Origin of the sequence: Streptomyces sp. NPDC127177 (assembly GCF_042672475.1) — a bacterium.
Taxonomy (GTDB): domain Bacteria; phylum Actinomycetota; class Actinomycetes; order Streptomycetales; family Streptomycetaceae; genus Streptomyces.
This window is the reverse complement of the sequence record NZ_JBHXUW010000004.1, coordinates 78,761-96,279: the sequence shown is the minus strand read 5'-3', so window position 1 is coordinate 96,279 and position 17,519 is coordinate 78,761. Positions and strand designations below refer to the sequence as shown.

18 protein-coding genes are annotated in these 17,519 nt (G+C 70.9%); 4 read left to right on the top strand and 14 right to left on the bottom strand.

The window, feature by feature from the left end:
* Positions 1-23: 23 nt before the first annotated feature.
* Entirely contained in the window at positions 24-653 is a 630-nt protein-coding gene (locus ACFVJX_RS04930) for a hypothetical protein (RefSeq protein ID WP_384124072.1), read from the top strand.
* 23 nt (positions 654-676) lie between these two features.
* On the opposite strand, the gene ACFVJX_RS04925 is transcribed toward ACFVJX_RS04930, so the two are convergent.
* The 8 genes from ACFVJX_RS04925 to bla all read right to left on the bottom strand — a co-directional run bounded on the left by ACFVJX_RS04925 (position 677) and on the right by bla (position 8,884).
* Complete coding sequence (locus ACFVJX_RS04925; RefSeq protein WP_384123899.1) at positions 677-1,618, bottom strand: PfkB family carbohydrate kinase; 942 nt, start codon at positions 1,616-1,618, stop codon at positions 677-679.
* Positions 1,615-2,604, bottom strand: coding sequence for a zinc-dependent alcohol dehydrogenase family protein (locus ACFVJX_RS04920; RefSeq protein ID WP_384123897.1), 990 nt, complete (start codon positions 2,602-2,604; stop codon positions 1,615-1,617). Before ACFVJX_RS04920 ends, ACFVJX_RS04925 begins: the two co-directional genes overlap by 4 nt.
* Complete coding sequence (locus ACFVJX_RS04915) at positions 2,601-3,491, bottom strand: carbohydrate ABC transporter permease (protein WP_384123895.1); 891 nt, start codon at positions 3,489-3,491, stop codon at positions 2,601-2,603. Before ACFVJX_RS04915 ends, ACFVJX_RS04920 begins: the two co-directional genes overlap by 4 nt.
* On the bottom strand, positions 3,488-4,396 hold the full coding sequence (locus tag ACFVJX_RS04910) for a carbohydrate ABC transporter permease (protein WP_384124070.1): 909 nt from the start codon (positions 4,394-4,396) through the stop codon (positions 3,488-3,490). The genes ACFVJX_RS04915 and ACFVJX_RS04910 overlap by 4 nt, the downstream gene beginning before the upstream one ends.
* Positions 4,397-4,467: 71 nt before the next feature.
* Entirely contained in the window at positions 4,468-5,832 is a 1,365-nt protein-coding gene (locus ACFVJX_RS04905) for an ABC transporter substrate-binding protein (protein ID WP_384123893.1), read from the bottom strand.
* Between the two features lie 118 nt (positions 5,833-5,950).
* Positions 5,951-6,712 (bottom strand): DeoR/GlpR family DNA-binding transcription regulator, encoded by a 762-nt coding sequence (locus ACFVJX_RS04900; protein WP_384123891.1) that lies wholly within the window; start codon positions 6,710-6,712, stop codon positions 5,951-5,953.
* Positions 6,713-7,022: 310 nt separating this feature from the next.
* On the bottom strand, positions 7,023-7,898 hold the full coding sequence (locus tag ACFVJX_RS04895; RefSeq protein ID WP_384123889.1) for a glycosyltransferase family 2 protein: 876 nt from the start codon (positions 7,896-7,898) through the stop codon (positions 7,023-7,025).
* A gap of 62 nt (positions 7,899-7,960) precedes the next feature.
* Positions 7,961-8,884 carry a class A beta-lactamase gene (gene bla, locus ACFVJX_RS04890; RefSeq protein ID WP_384123887.1) on the bottom strand — a complete coding sequence of 308 codons (924 nt, stop codon included), beginning with the start codon at positions 8,882-8,884 and terminating at the stop codon, positions 7,961-7,963.
* Between the two features lie 198 nt (positions 8,885-9,082).
* On the opposite strand from bla, the gene ACFVJX_RS04885 reads away from it, so the two are divergent.
* The 3 genes from ACFVJX_RS04885 (at position 9,083) to ACFVJX_RS04875 (ending at position 11,519) form a co-directional block, all read left to right on the top strand.
* A complete protein-coding gene (locus ACFVJX_RS04885) occupies positions 9,083-9,946 on the top strand; it encodes a LysR family transcriptional regulator (protein ID WP_384123885.1) in 864 nt (287 codons plus the stop codon).
* The gene (locus ACFVJX_RS04880; protein ID WP_384123883.1) at positions 9,943-10,857 is read left to right on the top strand and encodes a serine hydrolase; all 915 of its coding nucleotides are present in this window, start codon (positions 9,943-9,945) and stop codon (positions 10,855-10,857) included. Before ACFVJX_RS04885 ends, ACFVJX_RS04880 begins: the two co-directional genes overlap by 4 nt.
* Before the next feature lie 65 nt (positions 10,858-10,922).
* A complete protein-coding gene (locus ACFVJX_RS04875; RefSeq protein ID WP_384123881.1) occupies positions 10,923-11,519 on the top strand; it encodes a TIGR03086 family metal-binding protein in 597 nt (198 codons plus the stop codon).
* 58 nt (positions 11,520-11,577) lie between these two features.
* Here the strand turns inward: ACFVJX_RS04875 and ACFVJX_RS04870 are convergent, their stop codons facing one another.
* The 6 genes from ACFVJX_RS04870 to ACFVJX_RS04845 all read right to left on the bottom strand — a co-directional run bounded on the left by ACFVJX_RS04870 (position 11,578) and on the right by ACFVJX_RS04845 (position 17,474).
* On the bottom strand, positions 11,578-12,702 hold the full coding sequence (locus tag ACFVJX_RS04870; RefSeq protein WP_384123879.1) for an LLM class flavin-dependent oxidoreductase: 1,125 nt from the start codon (positions 12,700-12,702) through the stop codon (positions 11,578-11,580).
* Between the two features lie 14 nt (positions 12,703-12,716).
* On the bottom strand, positions 12,717-13,808 hold the full coding sequence (locus ACFVJX_RS04865; protein WP_384123877.1) for an LLM class flavin-dependent oxidoreductase: 1,092 nt from the start codon (positions 13,806-13,808) through the stop codon (positions 12,717-12,719).
* The gene (locus ACFVJX_RS04860; RefSeq protein ID WP_384123875.1) at positions 13,805-15,178 is read right to left on the bottom strand and encodes an NtaA/DmoA family FMN-dependent monooxygenase; all 1,374 of its coding nucleotides are present in this window, start codon (positions 15,176-15,178) and stop codon (positions 13,805-13,807) included. The genes ACFVJX_RS04865 and ACFVJX_RS04860 overlap by 4 nt, the downstream gene beginning before the upstream one ends.
* A gap of 19 nt (positions 15,179-15,197) precedes the next feature.
* Complete coding sequence (locus ACFVJX_RS04855) at positions 15,198-16,412, bottom strand: LLM class flavin-dependent oxidoreductase (protein WP_384123873.1); 1,215 nt, start codon at positions 16,410-16,412, stop codon at positions 15,198-15,200.
* A 74-nt stretch (positions 16,413-16,486) separates the two neighbouring features.
* Positions 16,487-16,564: a putative leader peptide gene (locus ACFVJX_RS04850; protein WP_384124068.1), complete on the bottom strand. Its 78-nt coding sequence runs from the start codon at positions 16,562-16,564 to the stop codon at positions 16,487-16,489.
* Between the two features lie 139 nt (positions 16,565-16,703).
* Positions 16,704-17,474 (bottom strand): GNAT family N-acetyltransferase, encoded by a 771-nt coding sequence (locus ACFVJX_RS04845; RefSeq protein WP_384123871.1) that lies wholly within the window; start codon positions 17,472-17,474, stop codon positions 16,704-16,706.
* Positions 17,475-17,519: the final 45 nt, after the last annotated feature.

Here is a 17,519-nt window from a genome sequence, read left to right as displayed (position 1 = left end):
CCGACAATGGGTGCGTGCTCATCATGGACGCTGTCATGGAGCCGTTCGACGCCGTGGACTTCGGCCCGTGGCCCACCGCCGCGCCGGGCCCCGACCGCCTCCTGGCCCTCTCCGACCGGATGTCACCGCTGGAGGTCGGTACGGCGATGGCAGTCCTGAGCAATTACAACGACGGCTCCGAAGATCCGGACGGCCCGGATACGGATGCCTGCGTCCGTATCCGGAGCCTGCTGAACGCCGATCCCGTCATCGCGCCGGGCGGCATCCTGCTCCAGGACACCGCGAGCGGTGCCACGAGCGGTCCGGGGTGCTGCTTCGGCCTGGAGAACTGGCGCGACTGGCTCGGCCTGATGAGCGGTGAGGATCTCTGGCTCGGCCACGACACCGCCGTGCGCGTGGAGCACAGGGACGCACTCGTCAGGTTGTGGCCCGAGGGCGGCCCACCGGCCAGGACGCCCATCGAGCTCCCCCTCGCCGATCTGCCGGGTCTCCTCCAGACCGTGCACGACAAGCTCACCGGTTTCCTGGCCCTAGCCGGGGACTGGGCGTCCCGGTCCGCGCCCGCTTCGGCTCCCGCTCTGGTCGCGAAGCTCGGCGCAGACCTCGGCATCGGGGTGGCCCCGATGCCGACGTCTGCGCCGCCGGCCGGGTAGACCGTCCTTCGTGCCCGCGGACGTCACGCCTGATGCGCGGCGCCCACAGGCCGGGGGCGCGACGGTTCCGTCCCCGACTGTGCGACCACCGAGGCCGCCACCTGCGACGCGAACGTCAGCATCTCGGCCACCCGGTCGCGGGGCAGGCGTGCGGCACCGCCGTCGCGGAACGCTCCCGCGTCGCCGAGCCAGTTGAGCACCGCGGCCATGAACGCGTCACCGGCGCCGATCGTGTTGACCACGTCGACCCGTACCGCGGGAACCGATACCGGTCCGGTGCCGCCCGTGAAGGCCGTACTGCCCGCGGAACCGCGGGTGAGCACCACCAGGCGGTTGTGCGCGGCCAGTTGCTCGCAGGTCTTCTCGGGAGCAGCGCCGGGCCAGAGCGCGGTCACATCCTCGTCGCTGACCTTGAGGATCTGGGCGAGTTCGCACAGCTCGCGCAGCCGGCGGCCGGTGGAGCCGTCCAGCGTGCGGTCCTCGCGGACGTTGGGGTCGACCACCAGCACGGAGTGTTCGGTGGCCGCCCGCGCGGTCGCCGCCACCGCCTCGGCCGCCGGCGGGACGACCGCGGCGAGTCCGCCCGCGTACACGGCGCCGAAGCGAGCGACATCGGCCGTGCGCTCCGGCAGCCGGAAGGTGGCCGTGTCCTGCAGGTGGAAGTGGTAGCCGGTGCCGTCCGGGCCGGGGTCGGCCACCGCGAGCGCGGTGGGCAGCTCCGAACGGGCGCACAGGCCCAGTTCCGTACCGGCCGAGACCAGCCGCTCCTCGATCAGCCGGCCGAAGCCGTCGCCGCCGAGCGCGCCCGCGAACCAGCTGGGTGTGCCCAGCCGGGCCAGCCCGGCGGCCACGTTGGCGGGCGCGCCGCCGGGCTGGGCCCGGTGCGTCCGCGGGTCCTCCGCGGACGGCACCAGGTCGATGAGCGCCTCGCCCATCACCAGTACGGCATCGGGGCCACCGGTCACGGCTCGACCACGATCTTGCGGCCCTGACCCGCCTTGAACCGCTCCAGTGCCTGCGGGTACTGCTCCAGCGGCAGCCGGTCGCTGATGAAGACCGCGGGATCGATGACTCCCCCGGCGAACAGGGCGGCGGCGCGCTCGTAACTGTGCAGCACGGCCATCGAGCCGGTGATCGTGATCTCCTGGTTGTAGATCTTGTACGGCTCGATGACGGCCGTCGTCGCGTAGTCGGCGACGCCGAACTGGAGGAAGGTGCCTCCCTTGGCGACCCGGGCGAGGCCGTCCTGGATGGCGCCCGCGTTGCCGGTGGCGTCAACGACGACGTCCCAGCCGCGTACCGTCTCCAGTTCGTCGGCCGAGGCTGCGGAGCGCGACACGCCGAGGCCGACCGCGGTGGTCAGCCGGTCCGGGTTGACGTCCAGGATGTCCACGGAGGCGGCGCCGGTGCGCTTGGCGAGCTCCAGCATCATCAGTCCCATGGTGCCGGAACCGTAGATGAGCACCTTGGCTCCCAGCGTGGAGCTGAGGACGTCGTAACCGCGCACCGCGCAGGAGAGCGGTTCGATCAGGGCGGCGGTGGCGACGTCGACGTGGTCCGGGAGCTTCACGCAGTTCGCCACCGGGGCGACGGCGAACTCGGCGGCACCGCCCGGCTTGCTGACGCCGATCGCGTTCCAGTTGTCGCAGAGGTTCCCGCGCCCGCTGCGGCAGTAGTGGCACTCGTGGCAGTGCAGCGACGGGTCGACCGCGACGTTGTCGCCGACGGCCAGCTCGGTCACCTCGGAGCCGATCTCCACGATCTCCCCGGCGAATTCGTGACCGGGGATGATCGGCAGCGAGGGTGCGAACTCGCCCTGCAGGATGTGCAGATCGGTCCCGCAGAGCCCGCAGGCCTTGACGGCGACGACGACGTCCCGGGGCCCCGGGGTGGGGTCGGGGACGGTCTCGACCGAGACCTTGCCGACGGACTCGATGATCGCAGCCCTCATTTGACAGCTCCAAGCGAAAGGCCCTGGACGAGTTTGTCCTGGGCGGCGAAGCCGGCGGCGAGCACCGGCAGGGACACGACGACGGACGCGGCACACAGCTGGGCGAGGAAGAGCCCCTGACTGGTGACGACGCTCGTCAGGAAGACGGGGGCGGTCTGGGCCGTCACCCCGGTGAGCACGCGGGCGAAGAGCAGCTCGTTCCAGCTGAAGATGAAGCAGATCAGCGAGGTGGCCGCGATTCCGGGTGCTGCCACCGGAGCCACCACCCTGGCCAGCACCGTGGGCAGCCGGGCGCCGTCGACCTGTGCGGCCTCGATGATGGAGACCGGTACGTCCGCCAGGAACGACTGCATCATCCATACCGCGATCGGCAGGTTCATCGACGTGTAGAGGATGACGAGGAACCAGATGTTGTCCAGCATCCCGGTGTTCTTGGCGAACAGGTACACGGGAAGCAGCCCCGCGACGACCGGCAGCATCTTCGTGGACAGGAAGAAGAACATCACGTCCGTCCACTTCTCCACGCGCTTGATGGAGAGCGCGTACGCGGCGGGCAGCGCGAGCACGAGCACGAAGAGCGTGGAGAAGACCGACGCCGTCACGGAGTTGATCAGCGGCGGCCAGGGGCTCGCCCCGCCGCCGGCGCCGAAGAACACCCGGTAGCCGTCGAGGGTGAGGGGCGCGCCGAGCGACGGCGGGTTGGTCGCCGCGTCGGCCTCCGAGTGGAAGGAGGTGAGCAGCATCCAGAGCGCGGGTGCGCAGAAGGCGATGCCGACGATCCAGGCGAGCAGGCCGAGGACGGTGGAACGCCGCCTGCCCCTGCGTGCCGCTCGTGCGTGGTCGGCGCGGGCCGGCTGGGCGGTGCGCGGAACGGTGAGGGTGGTCATGCGCGGTTCGCCTCCTCACTGAAGAGGGACGAGACCACACGCAGGGCGAAGGTCGCGACGACGATGGTGCCGATCACCACGACCACGCCCGCGGCGGACGCCAGTCCGTATTCGTGAGCTTGGTAGAAGGTCTGATAGATCGTGTAGGGGAGGTTCGCCGTGCCGAGACCGCCGGCGGTGATGGTGAACACCGCGTCGAAGTTCTGCACGATGTAGATCGACCCGAGCAGTACGCCGAGCTCCAGGTAGCGCCGCAGGTGCGGCAGCGTCAGGTAGCAGAACATCTGCCAGGCGTTCGCACCGTCCAGCCGTGCGGCCTCCATCTGCTCGGCGGACCGGCTCTGCAGCCCGGCGAGCAGAATGAGCATCATGAACGGGGTCCACTGCCAGACGAGGGCGGTCGCGACCGCGGCCAGCGGCATGTCGGAGATCCAGTCCGGCTGTGCGGGGCTGTCGACACCGAACAGACCGGTGAACCAGGCCCAGCCGCCGTTCAGGAGGCCGTACTCGGGGTTGTACAGCACGTGCTTCCACATCAGCGCCGCCGAGACGGGCACCAGCAGGAAGGGAGTGATCAGGAGGGTGCGGACGAAGCCACGGCCGATGAACTTGCGGTCGAGCAACAGGGCGAGGAGGAGCCCGAGCACGACGCTCACGATCACGACGCTCGCCGTGAGCAGGACCGTGGTGAACACCGAGTCCCGCAGGCTCGGGTCGCTGAACACCTCTCCGTAGTTGGAGAACGCGCTGAAGCTTCGCTTGTCGGGTGCGAGCGAGTTCCAGTCGAAGAACGAGACCACGACCGTCGCGACGAACGGAAGCTGGGTCACCGCGATCAGGAAGATCAGGGCGGGCAGCAGAGGGGCGCGGGTGGCCCAGACGCGGGCCCGGCCGGGGGCCTTCACGGCCCTGGGTGGTGCGGCGCCGGCGCCGGGGGCGCCGGCGGGCGAGACTTCCGGAGTGGAGACCGATGCACTCACTTCTGCTCCTTGCCGACCTTCTCGGCGAGTGCCTGCGAGGCCTTCAGCGCGTCGGCCACCGATTTGCGGCCGGCGATGGCTGAGCTGATCTCCTGGGAGACCTTGGTGCCCAGGTCGGTGAACTCCGGGATGTCGACGAACTGGATGCCGACGGTCGGCCGCGGCTGGGTGCCGGGGTCACGGGGGTTCGCGCTGGAGATCGCCTGCTGGGTGACGCTCGCGAACGCGGAGGCGTCCTTCAGGTAGTCCTTGTTGGAGTACGTGGACGCGCGCTTGCCCGCGGGCACGTTCGGCCAGCCGACCGTCTTGCCGACGAGGTTCTCGTAGTCCTTGCTGGAGGCCCAGGAGATGAACTTCCAGGCGCTGTCGGTCTTCTTGGACGCCTTCTGCATGCCCCAGGCCCAGGTGTAGAGCCAGCCGGAGCTGTCGGTCTTCTCGACGGGTGCGGCGACGTAGCCGACCTTGCCCTTGACCGGGGAGCCGGTCGCCTCCAGTGATCCGGCGCCCGCGGTGGCGTCGTACCACATGGCCGTCTTGCCCTGCGTCATGTTGTTGAGGCACTCGGCGTAGCCCGCCTGGGGCGCACCCGCCTCACCGTGCTTCTTCACCAGGTCGACGTAGAACTGGACGGCCTTCTTGAACTCCGGGGAGTCCAGCTTCGCGTTCCAGTCCTTGTCGAACCAGGTGCCGCCCATGGTGTTGACGACGGTGGTCAGCGGGGCGATCACCTCGCCCCAGCCGGGCAGGCCGCGCAGACAGATGCCCTTCATGCCGCTCTTGGCACCGTCCGCCTTGGCCGCCAGGTCGGCCACCTGCTGCCAGGTGGGCTTCTCGGGCATCTTCAGGTTCTTCTCGGCGAAGATGTCCTTGCGGTACATCAGGAAGGACGACTCGCCGTAGAACGGCTCGGCGTAGAGCTTGCCGTCCTCCGCGGTGAGGGATTCCTGGAGCGGCTTCAGGATGTCCTTCTGGTCGAAGGCCTTGTCCTTTGCCGTGTACTCGTCGAGCGGGTGCAGCCAGCCGTTCTTCGCGTAGAACGGCACCTCGAAGTTGCTGATGGTGGCGACGTCGTACTGACCGGCCTGGTTGGAGAAGTCCTGGGTGATCTTGTCGCGTACGTCGTTCTCCGGCAGCACGGTGAAGTTGACCTTGATGCCGGTCTCTTTGGTGAAGTTGGCCGCGGTGAGCTTCTGCAACTCGACCATCTGCGGGTTGTTCACCATGAGGACGTTGATCGATTCGCTGTCGCCGGACGTGCTGCCGCCGCCCGCGCCGCTGCACCCGGCGAGCAGAGCCGTGAGGGCGGCGCCGGCGCCCAGACGCATACTCAGCCTGCTTCGACGTTCCTGAAGGTGGGGCATGTGGTTCTCCTGATCGCTCATCATCGAGGGATTTGTAAGGGCCATGTCAGCCGATCGGGCTGACGGGCAGGGAGGCGGGTGCTGCGGTAAGTGCGGTGGGACGGGCTGGGTTCGGTGGTCAGACGCGGATGACCTGCGGGCCGAGTCGCGAGTAGCGCTGCGCCTCGGCCGAGGGCAGGCCGGTGTCCGTGACGATGTACTCGAAGTCGCCGACCTCGGCGAAGCGGCAGAAACTCACGGCGCCGAACTTGGTGTGGATTCCGGCGAAGACCCTGCGGCGGGTACTGCGCATGGCCTGGGCCTTCACTTCGCTCACGGCCGGGTCCGGCGTGGTCAGGCCGTATTCGCGGGAGATTCCGTTCGCTCCGACGTACGCCAGGTCGATGACGAATCCGGCGAGCATCCGGGTCGTCCAGTGATCGACCGTGGCCATCGTGGAGCCGCGGAGCCGTCCCCCGAGGAGCAGCACGGTGATCTTCTCCGCGTCGGCGAGGACTGTCGCCACGGCGAGGGAGGCGGTGACCACGGTCAGTGGCCGGTCCCGGGGCAGCGCCTCGGCGACGAGCATGGGGGTGTAGCCCTCGTCGACGAAGACCGTCTCCGCGTCACCGAGGAGGTCGGCCGCCGCCGCCGCGACTCGGGACTTCTGCGGGACGAGTTGGCTGGTGCGCGCGGCAAGCGTCGTCTCGAAGCCCGCGCTCTCCACCGGGTAGGCGCCGCCGTGGGTGCGGCGTACGAGGCCGTGCTCCTCCAGGGTGTGCAGGTCGCGCCGGACGGTCTCCTTGGCGACCTGAAGCGTCCCGGCCAGTGCGGTCACTTCCACCGACCCGTCCCGGCGGGCAATCTGGAGGATCTCTCGTCGGCGCTCGTCGGTGTCCACGACACACTTCCCTGTATTGCTGCGGCTCAGGCCCCGTTCGGGCTCATGAGTCGTTTGTACAAGCAAGGGACCCACGACGACCAGGCTCTTCACAGCTTCACATGTGCCCGTTCGCGCCCGCTTCACCACCGGTATACGAGCTGGTCATCCGGCATGAAGCGATTTCATTCACGGTGGCCGGTGTCCGATTGACCCAATGATCGCGCCCGAACGGCGCCCGCGGCAGACGACCGAATCCGACCGGAGCCCGAGTCGCTGCCCGTTTCGCCCGGACCCGGTACAGGTGCCTTCCGGCCACTGCCGGTGGTGGTCAGAGGACCGGGGGTCGTCCCAGCCGGGTCATCCGCCACACCGTGCGCCACTTCATGGCTCCGCGGGGGCCGCACGGCGTCCGCAGCCCCTCGGCGAAACCACCCCACCAGGCCCTCGCACCGGCCGCCGACCGCATCCGTGCCATGGCGAGCAGAATCCACACGCCTAGGTAGACGGGGATCAGGGGGACGGGCAGACGGCGGCGCGCCAGCCACACCCGGTTCCGGGCGGTGAACCGGTAGTAGGCCGGGTGCCGGGCCGGGGACGTCCGCGGATGCTGCAGGACGAGCTCGGGTTCGTAGAGGATCTTCCAGCCCCCGTCGAGCGCGCGCCAGGCGAGGTCGGACTCCTCGTGGCCGAAGAAGAACTCCGCCGGCCACAGGCCGATCCGCTTGAGCATGGGGATCGAGAAGGCGTGTCCGCCGCCCAGGAAGGCGGTGACCGGACCACCCCGCATCGGATCGTCCGCGCGCAGCCGCGGCACCCAGCGGCGCTCCGTCACCCCGTGCTCGTCGGCGACCCGGAAGCCGACGACGCCCAGCTCGGGGTCGTCCGCGAACAGGTCCCGGACCCTGCGGAACACATCGTCGGCGATGAGCAGTCCGTCGTCGTCCAGTTCGACGACGACATCGACATCGCCCGACTCGCTCAGCATCTCCAGTCCGACGTTGCGTCCGCCCGGGCAGCCCAGGTTCTCTTCCAGCGGGATCTTGGTGACGTCCGCCGCGACATCGGTGAGGGGCGTCGCGTTGCCCACCAGGACCACTCTCGCCGCGGGCACGTCCTGCTTCGCCACCGAGGCGAGCAGATCGTCCAGTTCCCTCGGGCGCGTGCCCATCGTGACGATGACGACTCCGAGGCGAGGCAATGACATGGCGGCGTACTCCAGCGATCGGCGAAGCTGCTGATCCTAGTGCCGGGCGGTCGACCCCCCGCTCACCGCGCGAGGGCGCCCAGGGCGGCCTTCGCCGCGCCGGCGATGAGCGCGTCGTCGCGCTCGGCGTCCTTGGTGCTGCGGCGGGAGAGGACGGCGAGGACGATCGGGGCCGCGCCGGGCGGCCAGATGACGGCGATGTCGTTGCGCGTGCCGTAGCCCCCCGTACCGGTCTTGTCGCCGACCCGCCAGCCGCCGGGGGTACCGGCGCGGATGGTGTGGTCGCCGGTCGTGTTGCGCCTGAGCCAGTCGGTCAACACGGCCCGCTTGTCCGCGGGGAGGGCGCTGCCGAGGACGTACGCGCGCAGGTCGGTGGCGAGGGCGCGCGGTGTGCTGGTGTCACGGAGATCGCCGGGGGTGGCGTCGCTGAGCGCCGTTTCGTAGCGGTCGCAGCGGGTGACGTTGTCGCCGAGAGAGCGCAGGGCGTCCTGCAGGACCCTGGGCGAACCCAGTTCGTGGAAGAGGAGGTTGGCCGCGGTGTTGTCGCTGTAGCGGATGGCGGCGTCGCACAGCTCGCGCAGCGTCATTCCGTCGGCGACGTGCCGCTCGGTGACCGGCGAGGCGCTGACGAGATCGTCCCGGCCGTAGCGCACCAGCCGGTCCATCTGCCGGAGGGAGTTCCGGTCCAGCACCGCACCGGCGAGCAGAGCCTTGCAGGTGGAGGCGTAGGCGAAACGCTCGTCGGCCCGGTGGGTGACGGTGCGTCCGCTGCCGGTATCGAGCGCGTACACCCCCAGCCTTGCGTCGAACTTCCGCTCCAGTTCACGGAAGGCACGCTCGGTGCGCGGGTCGGCCGGGGGCGAGGAGGAGCGCGGGCCGGACGGCCTCGGCGCGGCGGCGTCGGTGCCGTTCGTACAGGCGGCGAGAGGGAGGGCGGCCAGCGCGGTCAGTACGGCGCGGCGGTGGACGAGGGTACGAGTGCGCATCGGCATACGGGCTTTCTGCTCGTCTGTTCAACGGGTCGGACTGCTCGGGAACGGGACTGCGACCGGTCCGGTGTCGGGGTCGCCGGGCGCGCCCCGCGCCTGCCCAGGAGTCAAGTCCGCCCCCCGACCGCATGTCGAATACCATCTCGGCATCTGCCTCATTCACATGCCGTATGACCGCACGCCAGGAGGTACGGAGTGCTCACCGAACGACACCTGGAAATCTTCGTCGCCCTGGCGGAGGAGGAGCACTTCGGTGCCGCCGCCCAGCGTGTCGGCATGACCCAGCCGCCTCTGTCACAGGGTCTGCGCAGAATGGAGGCGCTGCTGGGGGTCCGCCTGTTCGACCGCGAGCGGGGGGTGTTCCTCACCGAGGAGGGGGCCCTGCTGCTTCCGCACGCCCGCCGCGCCCTGGCCGCGTTCGCGGAGCTCCGCGAGACCGGTGCCCGGGAGCGGGCCGACGGCCGGCGGCTGCGGATCGGACTCGCCCCGGAGGTACCGGCACCGCTCGCGGCAGAGGTGGCGGCCGCGCCGGTCCGGGCCGGTGAGCGCGCCAGGACCGGCATGGTGACGGCACCCACCGCCACGCTGCTCGCCGACCTCGCGGCCGGGCGCGTCGACATCGCGGTGATCCGGCATCCTTCCGTACTGCACGGACTCGCCGCGGGCAGGGTGATCCTGCTCCCGACCTGGGTCCTGGCGCCTGCCGGGGCCGGCAGGGCGGTGCCGACCCGGCTGCCCGTCGCGGTACGTCCGCGCGCCGAGGCGCCGGCGGCCCATGACCTGTTCATCGACACCCTGGCCAGCCGAGGACGCCGCGTGGAGAGCGTGGTGGTCTCCGACGAGCGCGCGGGGCTCGCGCTCGTGGCAGCGGGTCAGGCGGTCCTCGTCACGGCGGACGAGGCGCTGACGGCGTCCGGCGTCGAGCGCCGGGCGGCCACGGACCCGCCGCTCCCGCTGCGCCTGCGAGTGGCCTGGGATCCCCGGCGCCCGGGTGCCGAGGAGAGTGCCGGCACGGCGCAGCTGCTCGAGGACGCCCTGGCCGGGAAGGTGGCACCGTGAGTCAGCCCCGGCGCGGCGGTGGCGTCGAGCGCACCATCCGCACCATGTTCGACGATGCGGGGGTGCGCGGCTGGCTGCACGTGGCGGAACTGCGCCGCCCGTCGGTCCGGGTGGTCATCGACGCGGACGAACAGCTGCCACTGGGCTCGGTCTACAAGGTGCCGCTGATGGCCGCCTTCTGCCGCCTCGTGGACGCGGGGCTCGTCGACCCGTGCCACCGGATCACCCTGGAGGCCGCCGACCGGGTGCCCGGCCCGACAGGCGTCTCCGTCCTGCGCGACCCCGTCACCATGTCGCTGCGCGATCTGGTGACGCTGATGATGACCATCTCCGACAACACCGCGGCCGCCGCCGTCCTGCGGTCCGTCGGCGCCGACGCGGTCGACACCGTCTGCCACGAACTGGGCCTGCCGGACACCCGCATCCACGGCGGCGTCGTCAGCACGTTCAGCCGGCTGGTCACCGAGACGGGAGCACCGTCGCTGGACGCGGCCCTGGCCCGGGTGGCGGACAACGACACCGTCGTACCGGCAGGCGTGTACGACCCGGCCTTCGAGGCATCCAGCACACCCGCGGACATGGCACGGCTCCTGCGGGCGATCTGGACCGGTGAGGCCGCATCCGCCGACGGCTGCGCGTTCATGCGCGAGGCCATGCGCAGGCAGCCCTGGACGCACCGGCTCGCCTCGGGTTTTCCCTACGACGACGTCACCGTGTACGGCAAGACCGGTACGTTCGGCTCCCTCCGTCACGAAGCCGGCGTCGTCGAACTCGCGGACGGCAGCACCTACACCGCGGTGGTCTTCACCCGGGCGGCCCGCGCCGACAGCAGGCTGCCGCGCGCCGACGCCGTGATCGGCGCCGCGGCGCGGACCGCGGTGGAGGAGCTGCGGGGACTTCAGGACACCTGAGGACCGGGCACGCGATTGCCCCGAACACCGGGCCGCCGTCCGCGTTCTTGGATAGCGTCAAGATCATGACGAGAACCGAGTGGTCCGTGCTCCAGGAAGCCCATGACTCGATACGCGCCGCCGTCGCGGGAGTACCCGCGGACGGCTGGCATCTGCCGACCCCGTGCGAACAGTGGGACGTCACCCAGGTGTTGCAGCATGCCATCGGTGACCAGGCCGCCTACGTCTCGAAGATCACGGGCGGTCCGGGGCCGTCGTACGACCCCTTCTCCCCCTCCGGCTCCCTCGACGGCTCCCCTGTCGAGCTGCTGGAAGCGGCGCTGACCGCCTCCGCGGACGCGTTCGGCCGGGTCGGCGCCGCCGACTCCGAAGTGCCGGTGCCGCTGCCCCCGTTCCAGCTCTCAGCCGAGCTGGCGGTGGGCGCCGCCGCGCTCGACCTGGCCGTCCACGCCTGGGACATCGCCGTCGCGACCGGCGGACCGTCGCCGCTGAAGCCCTCGCTCGCACAGGCGTTGCGGCCGGTCGCGGACGCCCTGGTGGAGCCCCTGCGCGGCTTCGCCTTCGGCTCGGCGATCGCACCGGCGCCGGGCGCGGACGACACCGCCTCGCTCCTCAACCAACTGGGCCGACGGGCGGACTGGAAGCCCGGCAGCCCGTCCTGAACCACGCGGGCGCCGCCCCGGTCCGGTCAGGGCCGGACGGAGCGGCGACCGCAGCGGGTCACCTCCTGCGCCACTCCTCGGCCAGCAGCTCGTACGACCGCACCCGGTCCGCGTGTCCGTGAGTGATCGTGGTGATGAGCAACTCGTCGGCTCCGGTGGCCTCCTGGAGCTGAGCCAGCTGGTCGGCGACCCGGCCGGGGGATCCGACGAACTGGGTGTCGAGGCGGTCCTGGACCAGGGCCCGGTCCGCGTCCGACCACACGTGGGCGCGGGCCTCGTCAGGTGTGGGGAACTCGATCGCGCCCTCCGCCGAACGGATGCTGCGCACCCAGGGGCCGTAGCCGGTGGCCAGTTCACGGGCGGTCTCGTCGTCCTTCGCGACCACGACGTCCGCGGAGACACTGACATAGGGCTTGTCGAGGACGTCGGAGGGCTGGAACGCGGCGCGGTAGCCCTCCGTCGCCTCCAGCACGGTGGCCGGACTGACGTGGTAGTTCGCCGCGAACCTGAGCCCGTTGCTGCCCGCCACCTGGGCGCTCTGGCCGCCGCTGCTGCCCAGGATCCAGAGCTCGATGTCGGCGCCCTCCCCCGGGACGGCACGCGCCTCGATGCCGTCCGCGGAACGGTACGTGCCCGCCAGCAGTGCCAGGATGTCGTCGACCTGCTCGCCGTAGTCCTGCGATTCGGCGTGCGGCTGCTGGAGCAGCTTGCGCTGGAGGGCGATGCGGGGCGAGCCGAGCAGATGCTCGAAGGAGAACCGGGGCGGGATGCGCAGGCCGTTGGGGGCACGGCCGTCGACCACCGGAATCGCCGGCGGCGGCGTCGCTCCCGAGCCGGGCGGCCGCCCGCCGGAACGGCCGAGCCCCAGGTCCAGCCGTCCCGGGTGCAGCGCGTCCACCAGGCCGAACTCCTCGACCGTGGACAGGGCGGTGCGGTGCCCGAGCTGCACGGCGCCCGAACCGAGCCTGATGACCGAGGTCGCGGAGGCCGTCAGGGCGAGGACGACGGCGGGCGAGGTACCGGCGACGCCCGGGTTGAGGTGGTGCTCGGCGAACCAGTAGCGGGCGTACCCGAAGCCCTCGGCCCGTCGCGCCAGGTCGATCGAGTTGCGCAGCGCCTCGGGGGCGGTGGAGCCGGACGCGACCGGGACCAGGTCGAGGACCCCGAGAGGTATGTCGGACATGACGGGAGGTCTCCTCAGTGGTCGGCGGGAACGGGTGCTGGTGCGGGCTCCGCGAGGACCGGGCCCCAGGCGAACGGCGGATCCGGGATCTCCCGGCGCAGCACGGGCGCCACGTCCGAATGGAAGAGCTCGAGCGAGTCCCGGTGCCGGCCGGCCGTCAGACCGGCCGCGTCCGCCTGCAGATGGAGGACGGTGTGTCCGAACTCCTCGTGGTAGCGGTGCACCTTCTCGATGACCTGCTGCGGGCTGCCGATCAGTGCCGAACTGCGCTCCACGAAGTCCTCGAGGGTCGTGAACACCGGGTCCAGACCCGACTTCTTCTGGAACGCCAGATTCCCCTCGAACACCGGCCGGTAGGTGTCGAGCGCCTCCTGCGAGGTCCGGGCGACGTAGAGGCCTGCCGTTCCCGCGCCCACGGCGATGTCCGCCGGATCGTGTCCGTGGAACTCCCAGCGCTCACGGTAGTAGCGGATCAACTCCGCATAGGGCTCTACGGGGTTGGTGACATTGGCGGAGAAGATCGGGTCGCCGTAGCGGGCGGCGAGATCGACCGACTCCCTGCTGGTCGCGCTGCCGTGCCAGACCCGGATCGGCTGCTGGAGGGGGCGCGGCCACACCTCCGCGTCCTTGAGCTCGGGGCGGAAGCGGGTGGTGGCGGTGACCTTGTCCTGGCGCCAGATCTGCCGGAACACCTCGTAGCTCTCGGCGTTGCGGTCCCACTGGTCCTCGGGCGTGACCTGGAACAGGTCGCGCTGGGCGGCGCCGTTGCCCTTGCCGATGATCAGTTCCAGCCGCCCGCCGGAGAGGTGGTCCAGGGTCGCGTAGTCCTCGTAGGCCCGCACCGGGTCGAGGAGGCTGAGGGTGGTGACGGCCGTGAACAGCCGGATCCGGGAGGTGAGGGCGGCTATGTGGCTGAGCACGACCGGTGGTGAGGAGGAGATGAAGGGACGCTCGTGGCGCTCCCCCACGCCGAAGCCGTCGAAGCCCAGTTCCTCGGCGAGGAGCGCGTTGTCGAGCACTTCCCGGAACCGGTCGTTGGTCGGCTTCTTCACCCCTGTCACGGGGTGCGGGGCGTGCACGATCAGGGTGATGGCGAGGAATTTCATGATGCCTCACGCTCGTCGCGTACGTCGTCGGGGTGGTCCAGGCCGAGATGGTCGCGCAGGGTGGTGCCCTCGTACTCCGTCCGGTACACACCGCTTTCCTGGAGCAGCGGGACGACCCGGTCGGCGAATTCGTCGAGGCCACCGGGTGTGATGTGCGGGGCGAGGATGAAGCCGTCGGCGGCGTCGGCCTGGACGAAGTCGTTGATCGTGGTGGCGATGGTGGCCGGGGAGCCGACGAAGGACTGGCGGTTCCCGGTCTCGATGACCAGGTCGCGGATGGACCACTTGTTGGCGGCCGCTCGCTCGCGCCATTCGCGGGCGGTGGCCAGCGGGTCACGGTACATCCGCACCTGGGCACGGCCGCGGGCGATGGTGTGCTCGCCGAGGTCGGGGTCGATGTCGGGGAGCGGGCCGTCCGGGTCGTACCCGGACAGGTCCCGGTTCCAGACGAATTCGAGGTGCTTGATCGCGGTCGCGCCGCTGACCTGCCGGCGGCGGACCTCGCGGGCCTGCTCCTCGGCTTCGGCGTCGGTGTCGCCGATGACGAAGGTGGCCGCGGGAAGGATCAGCAACTGGTCGGCGCGGCGGCCGTACCGGGCGAGGCGGCCCTTGACGTCCGTGTAGAACGCCTGTCCCTCCTTGCGGGTGGCGTACCGGCTGAAGATCGCGTCCGCGCCGGCCGCCGCGAATTCGCGGCCCTCCTCGGAGTCGCCCGCCTGGAAGATCACCGGGCGGCCCTGCGGGGAACGCGGGACGTTGAACTGCCCTTCGATGTCGAAGTGCTGCCCCTTGTGCACGAAGGCCCCGGCCTTCGCGTCACTCAGGAACGTGCCGGTCTGCCGGTCGGCCACGATCTCGTCCCCGCGCCAGGAGTCGAAGAGCTCGTTCGTGGTGGACAGGAACTCCTTGGCCCGGGAGTAGCGCTCCTCCTGCGGGAGGAAGCCGCCGCGGCGGAAGTTCTCGCCGGTGAAGGCGTCCCAGGAGGTGACCACGTTCCAGGCGGCGCGTCCGCCCGAGAGGTGGTCGAGGCTGGCGAACTGGCGGGCCACCTCGTACGGCTCGTTGAAGGTCGAGTTGATGGTGCCGGTGAGGCCGAGGTGCTCGGTGACGGCGGCGAGCGCGGTGAGGACGGTGAAGGTGTCCGGGCGGCCCACTACGTCCAAGTCGTATATCCGGCCGCCCTGTTCGCGCAGCCTCAGCCCTTCGGCGAGGAACAGGAAGTCGAACTTCGCCCGTTCGGAGGTGCGGGCGAAGTGCGCGAAGGAGCTGAACTCGATGTGGCTGCCGGCCTCCGGGTCGCTCCACACCGTGGTGTTGTTGACTCCGGGGAAGTGGGCCGCGAGATGGATCTGCTTGAGCGGTTTGCTCATGGTCGGGGGTCCTTCCGGCTCAGGCGGTCGCGGTGGCGGCGTAGCGGTTGGCGGGGCGGGTGAGCCCCAGCAGCCCGCGCAGGGTGTCGGCCTCGTACTCCCGGCGGAAGACGTTCCGGCGCTGGAGTTCGGGGACCAGCCCCCGGGTGATGGCCGGAAGGTCGTGTCCGGCCACGGCGGGGCGCAGCCGGAATCCGGTCAGTCCGGCCGCCGCCAGGTCCTGGAGCAGATCGGCGAGCTGGGCGGGCGTTCCGGTGAAGATCTGTGCGTCACTGGTGTAGGGGCTGCCGGCGAGATCGTCCAGGCGTTCCCGGCGGGCGGCGGCCTCGGCGGGGTCGTCGTCCAGGAAGACCACCAGGTCGCCGAAGATGTGCAGGGTCTCGTCGGCGCGGCCGGCCACTGCCTGTTCGGTGCGGATCTCCGCGGCGATGGCGCGGGCCTCGTCGGCGTCGTGCGGGGTGACGTAGCCGATGTCCGCGGAGCGGGCCACCAGCCGGTACGGGACGCTCGCGTGGGCCAGGGCGCTGACGATCGGCTGGCCCTGGGGCGGCCGGGGCGTGATCGAGGGGCCCTTCACCCGGAAGTGCGAGCCCTCGAAGTCGATGTAGTGCAGTTTCGCGCGGTCGATGAAACGGCCGGTGGCGACGTCCCGGATCTCCGCGTCGTCCTCCCAGCTGTCCCAGAGCCGTCGCACGACCTCGACGTAGTCGGCGGCCTCGTCGAACACGCCGTTCACCAGTTCCTGCCCGGCAGGGGTCCCGTAGTCCTCGATGCCGAACGGCGGGAACGTGCGGCGGCCGAAGTGCGCGGCCTCGTGCCGGCGGATCGTGACCTTGAGGCGCAGTCCCGCGCGACCGGTGCTCACGTAGTCGAGGGTGGCGATGGCCTTGGATATGTGGAACGGCTCCGTGTGCGTCGCCACCACCGTCGGGACCACGCCGATGTGCCGGGTCAGGGGGGCGACCCGGGCCGCGATGAGGACGGCGTCCAGGCGTCCGCGTACCTGGTCGGTCCGGTCGTCCGGCTCGGAGTAGGAGGAGGACTGGAGGCCGAGGGCGTCCTCGATGGTGACGAAGTCGAGCAGTCCTCGCTCGGCCTCGGTGACGAGGTCGGTCCAGTAGGCGGCGGTGAGCAGTTCACTGGGGCGGGCCACCGGTTCGCGCCAGGCGGCGGGGTGCCAGCCCGCGCCGTCCAGGGCCACGGCGAGATGCAGAGGAGAGGGTGACGAGGACACGAGAGAGGTGCCTTCCTGATCGACCGTACGAGGAAGCCGGGCCCGGACACGGGGGCGGCTGCGAGGGCTACAGGTCAGGAACAACAGAGCGCGCCGGCGACGCGCAGGAGGTCGATGTGCTGCCGGGAGTAAAGGAGCGGGCGGCTCGGCATGGCGGCATGGCGGCGGGACACGGTACGCACCTGCCTCACCTCCGCCTCCCCGGCGCGGCGGGACCCGGGGTCCTCGCCGTCCTCGCGCACGCGGACCCCTGGGGGGCCCGCCCGGTCGTCCTCAAGCACAACTGCACGGCTACGCCATTTCTTCCGGCTGCCGGGCCTCTTCTTCTTCCGGTTGTCGCGGCTGTCCGTCCGGGGTACGGACGAGCAGGAACCGGGTGCGGCGGCGCAGGGTGAAACCGATCGACTCGTAGAGCCGGATCGCGGGGGTGTTGCTCGCGGCCGCGTGGAGGAAGGGGGTGTCGCCGCGTTCCCTGATGCCCGACGCGACCGCGCGCACCAGCCGGGTGGCGAGTCCGCGGCCCCGGTGGTCGGGGTGGGTGCAGACGGCGCTGATCTCGGTCCAGCCCGGCGGGTGCAGGCGCTCCCCTGCCAGGGCGATCAGCCGTCCGCGGTCCCGGATGCCGAGGTAGTCGCCGAGGTCGATGGTGCGGGGCAGGAAGGGGCCCGGCTGGGTGAGGGCGATCAGGTCGAGGATCTCCGGTACGTCGGCGGGGCCGAGCCGCAACGCCTCGGGGGCGGGTTCGGCGCGCAGCGTCGTGTCGACCAGTTGGACTCCGTCGCCACTGCGCTCGACCGTCCACCCGTCCGGCACCGTGCGGGCGCCCGAGACGGGGGTGCTGGCGCCGGGGCCGACCAGTGCGGCGAGGTCTTCCCAGGCCTGTGGGTCGGCGGGGTCCGCGAGGGCGCTGAACGGGGAGACGTCCGTGGGGTAGCGGGCGGCGAGTCCGACCCGTTCGGCGAGGTGGGCGTGCGGGCCGGTCAGCGCGGCCCAGGCGGCGTTGTCCAGGATGTGCGGATGTGCCGGTCTCGGTGGCGGGGCGTGATGGACGCTGGTGGACATGGCGGTGCGGAGTCTCCGTATCTGGGACGTGGCCGGGACGGCGCC

What these genes read in the sequence shown, in the direction of transcription:
- ACFVJX_RS04930 (WP_384124072.1), top strand. Translation starts at nt 24, where the DNA reads ATGGACGCTGTCATGGAGCCGTTCGACGCCGTGGACTTCGGCCCGTGG.
- ACFVJX_RS04875 (WP_384123881.1), top strand. Translation starts at nt 10,923, where the DNA reads ATGACGAGAACCGAGTGGTCCGTGCTCCAGGAAGCCCATGACTCGATA.
- ACFVJX_RS04895 (WP_384123889.1), bottom strand. Translation starts at nt 7,898, where the DNA reads ATGTCATTGCCTCGCCTCGGAGTCGTCATCGTCACGATGGGCACGCGC.
- bla (WP_384123887.1), bottom strand. Translation starts at nt 8,884, where the DNA reads ATGCGCACTCGTACCCTCGTCCACCGCCGCGCCGTACTGACCGCGCTG.
- ACFVJX_RS04915 (WP_384123895.1), bottom strand. Translation starts at nt 3,491, where the DNA reads ATGACCACCCTCACCGTTCCGCGCACCGCCCAGCCGGCCCGCGCCGAC.
- ACFVJX_RS04850 (WP_384124068.1), bottom strand. Translation starts at nt 16,564, where the DNA reads ATGCCGAGCCGCCCGCTCCTTTACTCCCGGCAGCACATCGACCTCCTG.
- ACFVJX_RS04870 (WP_384123879.1), bottom strand. Translation starts at nt 12,702, where the DNA reads ATGTCCGACATACCTCTCGGGGTCCTCGACCTGGTCCCGGTCGCGTCC.
- ACFVJX_RS04845 (WP_384123871.1), bottom strand. Translation starts at nt 17,474, where the DNA reads ATGTCCACCAGCGTCCATCACGCCCCGCCACCGAGACCGGCACATCCG.
- ACFVJX_RS04905 (WP_384123893.1), bottom strand. Translation starts at nt 5,832, where the DNA reads ATGCCCCACCTTCAGGAACGTCGAAGCAGGCTGAGTATGCGTCTGGGC.
- ACFVJX_RS04860 (WP_384123875.1), bottom strand. Translation starts at nt 15,178, where the DNA reads ATGAGCAAACCGCTCAAGCAGATCCATCTCGCGGCCCACTTCCCCGGA.
- ACFVJX_RS04920 (WP_384123897.1), bottom strand. Translation starts at nt 2,604, where the DNA reads ATGAGGGCTGCGATCATCGAGTCCGTCGGCAAGGTCTCGGTCGAGACC.
- ACFVJX_RS04865 (WP_384123877.1), bottom strand. Translation starts at nt 13,808, where the DNA reads ATGAAATTCCTCGCCATCACCCTGATCGTGCACGCCCCGCACCCCGTG.